The sequence below is a fragment of the Thermodesulfobacteriota bacterium genome (assembly GCA_031082315.1).
Classification (GTDB): Bacteria; Desulfobacterota; QYQD01; order QYQD01; family QYQD01; genus QYQD01.
Genome location: JAVHLC010000008.1, coordinates 115,371 through 126,290, shown reverse-complemented (window position 1 = coordinate 126,290; position 10,920 = coordinate 115,371). Strand labels below are relative to the sequence as shown.

The window sequence follows — 10,920 nt, the reverse complement described above, 5'->3', positions numbered from 1 at the left end:
AGTTCCTGAGTTCCAAATTTTATTATTTTTGCGTCCTTGGCGGCGTTGCGTGATATTTTGAACTTTTTACGAGTTAATCAAATTTGAGATTTGAGATTTCTTACGTAGGCCGCGCCCTTTTCCAGACACCCGATGTTTACCGGCAGCAGGTCACGATACCTTTCCTGTATAATCTCTGACAACGCATCAACAAGGCTCTGTAAGCGCACAACCCCGGTCTTTGTTATCAATGCCCCCAGGGCCGCCATGTTTCCCAGACGATCATCCCCGGCCTCCCGGGCCAGGTCATTGGCCGGGATAAACAACAGGTTGATGCCCTTATAGACAACCTCCGCAGGATCAACAAGAGAAGAGTTGACCACCAGCAAACCGCCGCGCAGGACGCGCGGGCCGAATTTATATAGAGAGGGCCTGTTCATGACGATGGCGGTATGCGGGTGATAAATCACCGGAGAGCCGATTTCCTCATCCGCCACTACCACCGTACAATTAGCCGCACCTCCCCGCATCTCCGGCCCATAAGCAGGCATATAGGTCACATTTTTCCCTTCGAGCATAGCGGCATGGGCCAGAAGATTGCCCATAAACAGTATGCCCTGCCCGCCGAATCCGGATATGATCACGTCAAAATACATTATCTTCTCTATTTTGGACGCAGATGAACGCAGATTACCAGGATATTGAATCAAAAAATATTTTCTGCGGGTATCGGCGTAAATCTGCGTCCTAATTTAATCCTTATAAGTCGCCTTTAAACACCCCCAGCGGAAATTCCGGAATCAGCGCCTCACTTACATGGCGATTGGCCTCGCACGGGGTCATCTTCCAGTTGGTCGGACAGGCAGACAGGAATTCGACAAAGGCATAGCCCTTCCCTTCCACCTGGATGCGGAAGGCCTTTTGAACCGCCTTCCTGGCCTGGAGAATACTTTTGGGATTGTTAACGGCCACTCTGGCCACAAAGGCCGGAGGCTTCAGCGCCGCAATCATCTCGGCCATCTTAATGGGAGCCCCTTCACCAATCACCCGGCGGCCTGAAGGCGTCGTCGTAGTCTTCTGTCCGGGCAAGGTGGTAGGGGCCATCTGTCCCCCGGTCATCCCATAGATGGTGTTATTGATAAAAAATACCGCCAACTGTTCTCCCCGGTTAGCGGCATGGATAGTCTCTGCCAAACCAATGGCGGCCAGGTCCCCATCGCCCTGATAGGTAAAGACCATGCTTTCGGGCCGCGCCCTCTTTATGCCGGTACCCACTGCCGGGGCCCGGCCATGGGGGGCCTCCAGCACATCAACGGCAAAATAATCATAAAGAAAGACCGAACAGCCGATAGAAGCCACGGCAACAACCCGTTCCTGAATGCCCAAAGCATCTATAGCCTCGGCGATCAGACGATGGGCTATGCCGTGATGGCACCCGGGGCAATAATGAAAAGGGACGTCATAAAGGCTTTTTGGTCTCTTAAATACCGGCTTCATCTTAAGGATTGCTGGCTAAATACCTTTTCTTAATTTCTCTGAAAAGCTCATTCGGGGTCGGGATATAACCTGGACATAGACAGGACTCCACAGTGGCGCCCGGCTTAACCGCCAGGCGCACGTCCTCAACCATCTGGCCGGTATTCAATTCACAAACCAGGAACCGGTTCACCCGGTTCGAGATAGCGGCGAGCGCCTGCGAAGGAAACGGGAAAAGGCTTATGGGACGAAACATCCCGACCCGCATCCCTTTCGTGCGGGCCATCTGTATGGAGGTCTTGAGAATTCTGGCTGCGCACCCAAAGGCCACGACTATGGCCTCGGCATCCTCTGTAAGGTACATTTCGTAACGAATTTCCTTCTCCATACGTCTGTATTTCCTGAAAAGTTTCCAGTTGCGCGCCGTGAGTTCACCTTCGTTTAAATAAAGACTTTTCAGATACCGGGCCTTGCGTCCCTTTGCGCCGGTAAGCGCCCAGGGTTTCCTTATCTCCCGCCCCTTATAACCCCGGAGATAAACAGGCTCTTTCATCTGTCCCAGGACTGCATCGCTTAAAACCAGAACCGGTGTCCGGTACCGGTCCGCAATATCAAAGGCCAGCATAGTCAGGTCATAACTCTCCTGCACAGAATGGGGCGCCAGGACAAAGGTGCGATAGTCGCCGTGGCCGCCGCCCCGGGTGGCCTGAAAATAGTCACCCTGGGAGGCGCTTATCCCGCCTAACCCCGGACCGCTACGGCATACATTGACCACCACACACGGGATCTCTGACCCGGCCATATAGGAGATGGCCTCCTGCTTCAGAGATATGCCCGGGCTGGAAGAAGAGGTCATGGCCCTTGCCCCTGTGGCGGCAGCCCCCATCACCATACTGATAGCCGCTATCTCACTCTCCGCCTGAATGAACGTCCCGCCCACGGCAGGCATCCGGCCGGCCATGAATTCCGGGATTTCGTTCTGCGGGGTAATCGGGTAGCCGGCATAAAAACGACATCCGGCCGCAATAGCTCCCAGGGCAATGGCCTCATTCCCCTTAACCAGCTTCCGGTTATAAACCGCTTCTGTCTTCCGCATTTTTAACGCCAGACCTCTATCGCCATATCCGGGCACATCTCCGCACACAGGCCGCAGCCATTGCATTTCCCGGGCGCGGCCAGAGAAATTACATAATATCCCTGTCTATTGATCTCCGTGCTGATCTCAAGGAGGTGTTTGGGGCAGGCCAGGGTGCAAAGGGCGCATCCTTTACACCGGTCTTTATACAGGACTAGTTTTGGCATCTTAAAGCGATCAGCTATCAGCTATGAGCTTTCGATTTCCGGCTAACCTTTCAGCAACAGCCAAAAGGCCTTCCAGATCGTCGGCCTGATAGATTTCGAAGCGATCATCCGCCGGCAAGGTCTTTTTCAATAAACCGGATAAAACCTTTTTAGGGCCGGCCTCAACGAAAATAGAGACACCCCCGGCCAGCATCTTTTGCATTATATCATACCAGAGTACGGGTGAACATATCTGCCGGGACATGATCTTACGGATCTCTCCCGGCTCTTCCGCAAAATCGGCGGTGACATTGAACAATACAGGGACAGAGGGATTATGGAACGTGATCCCTTTCATAAATTCCTTGTAATCATTGACTGCATCTTTTAAAAGGGGACTATGCCAGGGCCCGCTGACCTTTAAGGGGATGGCCTTCCCGCCGCCGGCGCTCACCTTAGCCGACAATTTATTTAACGCCTCTTTCTGTCCCGTAAGCACGATCTGCTCATGTGTATTGTGGTTGGCAATAGAAACCACGCCCACGCCTGTTCCCTGGAAATCTTCAACCAATCCTTTTATGACATCTATATCCAAGCCAATAACCGCTATCATGCCTCCGGGATTCTTTTCCGCCTCCTGCTGCATTAGTCTGCCCCTCTCCGCTACCAGGCGAAAAGCATCCGCCAGACCTATAACCCCTGCGGCATAGAGCGCCGAATATTCTCCAAGGCTATGTCCGGCCACCAGATCCGGGGCCAGTCCATTTTCCTGTAACACAGCCAGGCAGGAGAGATTAACGGCGGTAATGGCCGGCTGGACGTTGACCGTCTCCGTCAATCTTTCTAAGGGGCCGTCAAAACAGAGAGAGGCCAGATCAAGGCCGGTAATGGCAGAGGCTGTGTCAAAAATCTTCTTTACCTCTGACCTTTTCAGATACAGATCCCTCCCCATACCCACGTACTGAGACCCCTGGCCGGGGAATAAAAAAGCCGTTTTTTTCACAAAATCAAATCCCTTTCCAATTCAGGTCTGCAAGTAAAATTTTCCCTTCTCTAATCTGCTTCTGCTTCCTCTTCCTCTAACTCCTCTTCCTCCTCCATCTCCTCCTGCTGCACATATTCCCTGTACTCGTCCGCACTCATAAGCTCATTATATTCCTTAAGGGAAGGAACCTTTATACGTATAAGCCAGCCTTCTTCATAAGGGTCATCATTGATTATCTCCGGGGAATCGATGCGCTCTTCATTAATTTCGATTACCTCTCCGTTCAAAGGAGCATACAAATCGGAAACAGATTCAGAAGATTCTATACTGCCGAACGGCTCATCGTTAATGACCTCTTCCCCTTCCTCCGGCAATTCAATATAAACAACATCACCAAATTTCTTCTGCGCATAATCAGTAATGCCTATGGTAATCTTTTTATTCCCATCATGTCTGGCCCATATATGTTCTTCAGTATATTTGAGATCTTCCAAAATAAGCATACGCACCTCCCACCAGGCATAAAAATCAATAACGGCGGGCCTAAATCCGCCGCCCCCAAAATTCGGGCCTAATAATAATGAAGTTTGCCCCTTTTGCAAGATTTTTTATTACGCGCCCCCTTGCCTTGCGCCTTGTTTCCTCAGAGAATAAAAGAAACCCGCCAGCGCAGCAACAGCCGACAGTAAGCTTATAAATTGGCTGGTAGAAAGGAGATCGCCCCATACCGCCCCACGGGGGTCGCCACGGTAATTTTCGATGATAAATCGCGCCACAGCGTATAGAAAAAAGAATGTCCACATGAGCTGGCCTTCAAACCGCTTCGCCCGGCGTGTAAGCATAAGAATGGCAAAGATAATAAGCGCCGCGCCGGATTCATAAAGCTGGGTAGGATGGAGGGAAATATAAAGCGGCGCCAGTGAATCCGGATTGGTAAATGTAACCGCCCAAGGTACGTCTGTCGCCCGGCCATAACAGCAGCCGGCAGAAAAACACCCGAGGCGGCCAAACGCCAGGCCAAGGGCCAAAGGCGGGGCCAGGATATCCATGGTTGTCCAGAGCGGCAGCCTGTTATGCCTTATATAAAAAATCGTAACTGCCACCGCCAGGATAACCCCGCCGTAAAAGACCAAGCCGCCTTTCCAGATCTTAAATATCTCGAGGGGAGACGTTATAAGGCCCGGGGCCTCTGCTATGACATAGAGAAGCCTCGAACCGATGATCGCCGAAATTATGATCCAGAAAAAAAGGTTGGAAATCTTCTCGGTATCCAGGGCCGCGCGCCTGGCCTCCCGGACAGCAAGGGCCATGCCTGCCATAAACCCCATGGCCACAAACAGGCCATAGGTATGGATAGTAAGCCCGCCTATGCGAAAGAGTATCGGATGCATAGATTATCCCTGTTGTCTATAAAGCGTAAGGGCCAGATACAGCACGCCGCAGGTTATGGCGGCATCAGCCACATTAAAGGCCGGCCAGTGGCAGCCGCCGATATAAAAATCGAGAAAGTCGATCACCTTACCCAGGCGCACCCGGTCTGCCATATTTCCGATGGCGCCGCCCAGTATCAACCCCATAGCGATGACCGCCCCCCGGCCCTTTGACCTGAAGTGTCCAAAGAGATAAAAAATAAACCCTACGGCTAACAGTGTTACCGAAAGAAAAAATAACCGTTTCCAGGTATCCGGCTCTCCGCTCATCAGCCCAAAAGCCACGCCGGAATTCGTTATATATGTCAGGTTAAAAAAACCCGGGATGACGGCCCGGCTCTCATACAGGCCAAAATGGTATTGTATATGTCCCTTGGTCAATTGATCCAGGGCGAAAACACCAAAAGCCACGCCCAGGAATAAATACCACAGTCTCCTCTGAGAGAGGTCGCTCGCCGGCTTTAAAGATTTTTTTTCTGTTTCTGATAGAGTATCCATACTACTTTTATTATCCTTTACTCCCGCTTGCCGTAACCACCTCCCGGCATCGGACACAGATAGTCGGGTGGTCGGTAAAAGTGCCCACGCTCTCAGAGACCGTCCAGCAGCGTTCACATTTGGTCCCTTTAGCCGGAGATACCACAATGGAAAGCCCGCTTATCTCTTCAGCCACGTAGGAGCCGGCCGGCGCCGGCCCTTCGGCAACCCCGAATTGCGATACGATCAGTATGGTGCGTAACAGCTCTGCATTTTCACTCAAAAACGAATAATCTTCAGGGGCAGGATAAAACCTGACCGCCGCGCTGAGGGTATGTCCGATCACCTTCTCCCTGCGTGCCACCTCCAGGGCCCTGGTCGCCCCGGCCCGGACGGCAAGCAGCTTTTCCCATTTCGCGGCGAGCGCCGCATCCTTAAACTCCGGCGGGAGGGATGCAAAACCGGCCAGATGAATGCCCTCTTCCCGGCCGGCTGTCTCAGGCATATACTGCCATATCTCCTCAGCGGTGAACGAAAGAATGGGGGCCATCAGACGCACCAAGGTATCCAGAATGTAAAACATGGCGGCCTGGGCCGAGCGCCGGTCTTTTGATTCCTTACCGCTGGTGTAGAGTCTGTCTTTAAGGACATCCAGGTAAAAGGCGCTCAAATCCACGGCGCAAAACTGGTAGAGGGTGTGATAAACGGTATGAAGTTCAAATTCCTCGTAGGCCGAACGTACCTTATCTGTTATCTGCGCGAGTTGATGCAGCGCAAAACGGTCTATCTCCACCATCTCACTGTAAGAAACGATATCTTTCTCCGGTGAAAAGTCATACAGGTTGCCCAGTATGTAGCGCGCCGTGTTTCTGATCTTCCGGTAGGCCTCGGTCAACCGCTGCAGGATCTCCGGAGAAATCTTGATATCATCGCGATAATCTTCGGCTGATACCCAGAGGCGCAGGATCTCCGCCCCGTGCTTTTTTATGATCTCCTCCGGGGCAATAACATTGCCCAGGGATTTGGACATCTTCTTTCCTTCGCCATCGACTACAAAGCCATGGGTCAGCACCGAGCGATAAGGAGCCTGTCCCCGGGTACCCACCGCCGCCAGTAGCGAGCTGTGGAACCAGCCACGGTGCTGGTCGCTTCCCTCCAGGTACAAGTCAGCCGGGAAGCCCAGTTCTTTGCGGCCTTCCAGGACAGCGGCAAAACTGACTCCGGAATCAAACCAGACATCCAGGATATCCGTTTCTTTCTCAAATTCCGTGCCCTTACATTTGGGGCACGTGGTTCCTTCCGGGATAAATTCCCCGGATTCAAGCTCAAACCACGTATCCGCCCCGCCTTCGCGGAATTTATTAACCACTTTTTCCATGATCTCTGCATTCATGAGCGCTTCGCCACAGCCGCAACAATAAAAAATGGTCAGAGGCACACCCCAGGAACGTTGCCGCGATATACACCAATCCGACCGGCTGGCCAGCATGTTGTGGATCCGGTCCCGGCCCCACTTAGGCACCCAGTTAACCTTGCCCACCCAATCCAGCGACTTTTCACGGAGGCCGTTTTTCTCCATGGAGACAAACCACTGTTCAGTGGCCCGGAAAATGACCGGCTTTTTGCAACGCCAGCAATGGGGATAGCTATGCTCGATCTCTTCACTCCCTATCAGACGCCCCTTCTCCTTGAGAAGATTAATAATGGCCCCATTGGCCTTGAATATATCCTCTCCGGCAAAGTAGCCGACTTCATCCGTAAACTTACCCCCGGCGTCCACCGGCGAATAGATGTCCAGCCCGTAGGCCGAACCGCTTTCATAGTCCTCACGGCCATGGCCCGGCGCGGTATGTACACACCCGGTGCCGGTGTCCATGGTTACATAGGAGGCCATGATGACGGCAGAATCGCGCTCATAAAAAGGATGCTGGCACTTCAGCCCCTCCAGGCGCTTTGCCGGGAAACGCTCCAATATCTTATATCCCTCAATGCCCAGGGCCCCCAGCAGTGAAAGAAGCAGCCCTTCGGCCACGATCCATACCTCATCTTCTACCTGTACGGCCACATAATCAAATCCGGGATTCAAGGCCACGGCCAGATTGGCCGGAAGGGTCCAGGGAGTAGTGGTCCATATCAGCATGAATACATTCTTGCCAGCCAGGGACGGCAGGCGGGAGGTCAAATCCGAAGCCAGCGGGAATTTGACATAGATGGACGGCGAACGGTGCGGATAATACTCAACCTCGGCCTCGGCCAGCGCCGTCCTGCACGAAGTGCACCAATAAACCGGCTTTTTGCTCTTATATATGCTGCCGTTCAGAAAAAGCCGGCCAAACTCGCGGGCAATCGTTGCCTCGTATTCATAACTCATGGTCAGATAAGGATTATCCCAGTCCCCCAGGACGCCTAAACGTTTGAACTCGGCCCGCTGGATGTCAATAAACTTCCCGGCATACTTCCGGCAATGCCGCCGGAGTTCAAGTTTGGATAAGCCTTTTTTCTTAGCCCCCAGCTCCCTGTCCACCTGGTGTTCGATGGGCAGTCCGTGGCAGTCCCAGCCCGGCACGTAAGGACAATCAGCCCCGGCCATCTGTCTGGACTTTAAGACTATGTCCTTCAGTATCTTATTAAAGGCCGTACCCATGTGGATGTGGCCGTTGGCATAAGGCGGTCCGTCATGGAGTATATACCGGGGCCGCCCCTGCGACGCCGCACGGATGCGTTCATAAAGCCTGGTCGCCTCCCATTTCTCAATCACGGCCGGCTCGCGTTCGGTAAGATTGGCCTTCATGGCAAAATCAGTCTGCGGCAGATTAAGCGTCTCCCGGTAGTCCATGTATTCCCTCCGCAAAAAGCACAACAATCAGATAGGGTTGTAAAGCTATCACAACAAGGTAGCTTGTCAAGCGAAAAACGCCCGGTGTCAGGCCAGGCTGGAAATGTCCCGATCTGATATAAACCCCTTGACAGAAAAGCCTTGTCGGTGTTAATTAGGAGGCTATTTAATACACTGCCTTGTGGGGCTGTAGCTCAGTTGGGAGAGCGCTTGAATGGCATTCAAGAGGTCGTCGGTTCGATCCCGATCAGCTCCACCAAATTTTGGGTTCAGGGAAGGCTGCCAAACGGTTTTTCCTGCCATGATAAAAGCCTCTGCTGAAAGCAACCGCCTTCTTCCAAAACAGCAGAGGCTTTATTACTTGCCCGGGTCCGGACATGACTAAGGAACAAAAAGAAAAAAAATATGAAAAGTTAACGGCAGACGATGAGGTCATCCTCCGGGCCGCCAAGGAGATAGTCATAAAGTTTATCGAGACCGGCCGCGTCTCACCCACCTCTTTTGAGGAAAACTTCCAGAAGATATATTCAAGCATCAAGAACACGGTGCTTGGCCCGTCCAAATAGTTTCCGCTATTTTTTCCGCAAAGCCGTAAAGTACGCCAAGAAAGCACCTTTTATCTCTTATCTTTTAAAACCCATATGTTCTGCGTCCTTTGCGCCTCTGCGGTGAGCAGTTAAATCTTACCGATACTTCGCAAATTCCCCGCCATATTTTAGTGATTCTTGACAAAAATACCTGAATTAACCTATTATGATTCTTCTCCAGATTGGTTAGAGAATATCCTTTATGACAGATGTTCATGACAGAAAAACCAGAAGCTTCAATATGTCAAGGATCAGGAGCAAAGACACAGGGCCGGAAATCCTTGTAAGAAAGTTCCTTTTCGGAAAAGGCTTCCGATATAAACTTTATGATGCTAAACTGCCTGGCAAGCCTGACCTTGTTTTCCCAAAATACAAAACAGTTATATTTATCCATGGATGCTTCTGGCATGGTCATGAGGGATGCAAATATTTTGTGATACCAAAAACCCGCACCAAATGGTGGATTGAGAAAATTAACCGGAACAGACAGGTTGATGCTGAAAACACGACAAAATTAAAGAAGCTGGGCTGGAAAATCCTGACTATTTTTGAATGCAGATTAAGACCAAAGAACAGAGAAAGAACCCTGAACCAGATAGCAATGAGACTGAGGAAATGAGATACATTGACTTGTTTGCGGGGGCAGGTGGTTTTTCAGAAGGGTTTAAGAGGGCTGGCCTTGAACCTGTAGCACATGTAGAAGTGGATCCCGCTGCATGTTATACCCTCAAAACAAGACTGTCCTGTTATTACCTAACAGAGAATAATAAAGCCGATGTCTATGTCAAATATCTTAAGGGTGAAATAAGCAGGAATGAGCTCTATTCATTCATTCCTCCTCACATTCTCGAATCCGTAATAAATCTTCCCATTGGTGACCAAAATAATCAGAAGATTTTCCGGATCATTGAAAAACTGGCTGAGAGACAGGATATCGATGTTATCGTGGGTGGTCCTCCATGTCAGGCATATTCTGTAGTAGGTCGGGCACGTCATGAAAATGGAATGCAGGGAGACCCGAGAAGCTATCTGTACGTTCAGTACGGGAGGTTTCTGAAGAAATACAACCCCAGATTGTTTGTTTTTGAAAATGTGCTCGGGCTGTTATCCGCCGAAAATGGCAAATATTTCAAGAACATTCAGAGATATTTCAGACGGCTCGGGTACATTGTTGAACCGTCTATTGTAAACGCGAACGAATTCGGGGTGCTTCAGAACAGAAGGCGACTAATAATAATAGGGTGGAAAAAAGACCTCAATCCTTCGATCGGTGAATTGGCTGGCCGGGTCAATTTCGAATATAAGGTAAACTCGATATTCAGTGACCTGCCTAAATTACAGGCAGGAGACGGCAAGGACAAATATCTCCGATACACTGAAACAATGAACGATTATCTTCGTTTTGCAAAAATAAGGAATGGAATTGATGTTCTGACCCAGCATGTCACAAGGCCGCATACTGAACAGGACAAGGAGATTTACAGAATCACCGTCGAGAAGTGGAACACAGACAGGATACGACTTGACTACAATGATCTTCCGGAAAAACTTAAGACTCACAAGAACAGAAAATCATTCACTGACAGATTCAAGGTCGTGGTTGAAGACATGCCGTATTCTCAGACTATTGTGGCTCATCTTGCAAAGGACGGTCATTACTACATTCATCCAGACATAGAACAAAACCGCTCGATCTCGGTGCGGGAGGCCGCGAGGCTGCAATCTTTTCCTGACGACTATTATTTCGAGGGGACCAGGGAGGGGCAAATCAGAACACCTGCCTACAGGCAAATCGGGAACGCTGTTCCTCCTCTCATGATAGAAAAAATTGCCAAAAAGCTTGTCGTGCATCTGAGGTGATGAGTAAGC

At 50.8% G+C, this 10,920-nt stretch carries 12 protein-coding genes and 1 tRNA gene; 4 read left to right on the top strand and 9 right to left on the bottom strand.

Going from position 1 to position 10,920, the window contains the following annotated elements; genetic code table 11:
* Positions 1-77: 77 nt before the first annotated feature.
* The 9 genes from RDU59_08830 to ileS form a co-directional block, all read right to left on the bottom strand.
* Positions 78-635: a 2-oxoacid:acceptor oxidoreductase family protein gene (locus RDU59_08830; protein ID MDQ7838581.1), complete on the bottom strand. Its 558-nt coding sequence runs from the start codon at positions 633-635 to the stop codon at positions 78-80.
* A gap of 103 nt (positions 636-738) precedes the next feature.
* The gene (locus RDU59_08825) at positions 739-1,476 is read right to left on the bottom strand and encodes a thiamine pyrophosphate-dependent enzyme (protein MDQ7838580.1); all 738 of its coding nucleotides are present in this window, start codon (positions 1,474-1,476) and stop codon (positions 739-741) included.
* 1 nt (position 1,477) lies between these two features.
* The gene (gene vorB, locus RDU59_08820) at positions 1,478-2,551 is read right to left on the bottom strand and encodes a 3-methyl-2-oxobutanoate dehydrogenase subunit VorB (protein ID MDQ7838579.1); all 1,074 of its coding nucleotides are present in this window, start codon (positions 2,549-2,551) and stop codon (positions 1,478-1,480) included.
* A gap of 2 nt (positions 2,552-2,553) precedes the next feature.
* Entirely contained in the window at positions 2,554-2,757 is a 204-nt protein-coding gene (locus RDU59_08815; GenBank protein ID MDQ7838578.1) for a ferredoxin family protein, read from the bottom strand.
* Positions 2,758-2,767: 10 nt separating this feature from the next.
* Positions 2,768-3,739 (bottom strand): ACP S-malonyltransferase, encoded by a 972-nt coding sequence (gene fabD / locus RDU59_08810; protein MDQ7838577.1) that lies wholly within the window; start codon positions 3,737-3,739, stop codon positions 2,768-2,770.
* A 50-nt stretch (positions 3,740-3,789) separates the two neighbouring features.
* Positions 3,790-4,224 (bottom strand): glycine cleavage system protein GcvH, encoded by a 435-nt coding sequence (gene gcvH / locus RDU59_08805; protein MDQ7838576.1) that lies wholly within the window; start codon positions 4,222-4,224, stop codon positions 3,790-3,792.
* A gap of 108 nt (positions 4,225-4,332) precedes the next feature.
* Positions 4,333-5,112 carry a prolipoprotein diacylglyceryl transferase gene (gene lgt, locus RDU59_08800; GenBank protein ID MDQ7838575.1) on the bottom strand — a complete coding sequence of 260 codons (780 nt, stop codon included), beginning with the start codon at positions 5,110-5,112 and terminating at the stop codon, positions 4,333-4,335.
* A 3-nt stretch (positions 5,113-5,115) separates the two neighbouring features.
* Positions 5,116-5,649 (bottom strand): signal peptidase II, encoded by a 534-nt coding sequence (gene lspA / locus RDU59_08795; GenBank protein ID MDQ7838574.1) that lies wholly within the window; start codon positions 5,647-5,649, stop codon positions 5,116-5,118.
* A 10-nt stretch (positions 5,650-5,659) separates the two neighbouring features.
* A complete protein-coding gene (ileS, locus tag RDU59_08790; GenBank protein ID MDQ7838573.1) occupies positions 5,660-8,464 on the bottom strand; it encodes an isoleucine--tRNA ligase in 2,805 nt (934 codons plus the stop codon).
* 183 nt (positions 8,465-8,647) lie between these two features.
* Here ileS and RDU59_08785 point away from each other — a divergent pair.
* From RDU59_08785 to dcm, 4 genes are all read left to right on the top strand, one after another.
* Positions 8,648-8,723, top strand: a tRNA-Ala gene (locus tag RDU59_08785).
* 118 nt (positions 8,724-8,841) lie between these two features.
* A complete protein-coding gene (locus RDU59_08780) occupies positions 8,842-9,030 on the top strand; it encodes a hypothetical protein (protein ID MDQ7838572.1) in 189 nt (62 codons plus the stop codon).
* A gap of 223 nt (positions 9,031-9,253) precedes the next feature.
* On the top strand, positions 9,254-9,670 hold the full coding sequence (gene vsr, locus RDU59_08775) for a DNA mismatch endonuclease Vsr (protein MDQ7838571.1): 417 nt from the start codon (positions 9,254-9,256) through the stop codon (positions 9,668-9,670).
* On the top strand, positions 9,667-10,911 hold the full coding sequence (gene dcm / locus RDU59_08770; GenBank protein MDQ7838570.1) for a DNA (cytosine-5-)-methyltransferase: 1,245 nt from the start codon (positions 9,667-9,669) through the stop codon (positions 10,909-10,911). The genes vsr and dcm overlap by 4 nt, the downstream gene beginning before the upstream one ends.
* The last annotated feature ends 9 nt before the right edge of the window (positions 10,912-10,920 follow it).

Coding starts and splice junctions, on each gene's coding strand:
- vsr (MDQ7838571.1), top strand. CDS start 9,254: ATGACAGATGTTCATGACAGAAAAACCAGAAGCTTCAATATGTCAAGG.
- dcm (MDQ7838570.1), top strand. CDS start 9,667: ATGAGATACATTGACTTGTTTGCGGGGGCAGGTGGTTTTTCAGAAGGG.
- lgt (MDQ7838575.1), bottom strand. CDS start 5,112: ATGCATCCGATACTCTTTCGCATAGGCGGGCTTACTATCCATACCTAT.
- RDU59_08815 (MDQ7838578.1), bottom strand. CDS start 2,757: ATGCCAAAACTAGTCCTGTATAAAGACCGGTGTAAAGGATGCGCCCTT.
- lspA (MDQ7838574.1), bottom strand. CDS start 5,649: ATGGATACTCTATCAGAAACAGAAAAAAAATCTTTAAAGCCGGCGAGC.
- vorB (MDQ7838579.1), bottom strand. CDS start 2,551: ATGCGGAAGACAGAAGCGGTTTATAACCGGAAGCTGGTTAAGGGGAAT.
- gcvH (MDQ7838576.1), bottom strand. CDS start 4,224: ATGCTTATTTTGGAAGATCTCAAATATACTGAAGAACATATATGGGCC.
- RDU59_08830 (MDQ7838581.1), bottom strand. CDS start 635: ATGTATTTTGACGTGATCATATCCGGATTCGGCGGGCAGGGCATACTG.
- ileS (MDQ7838573.1), bottom strand. CDS start 8,464: ATGGACTACCGGGAGACGCTTAATCTGCCGCAGACTGATTTTGCCATG.
- RDU59_08780 (MDQ7838572.1), top strand. CDS start 8,842: ATGACTAAGGAACAAAAAGAAAAAAAATATGAAAAGTTAACGGCAGAC.
- RDU59_08825 (MDQ7838580.1), bottom strand. CDS start 1,476: ATGAAGCCGGTATTTAAGAGACCAAAAAGCCTTTATGACGTCCCTTTT.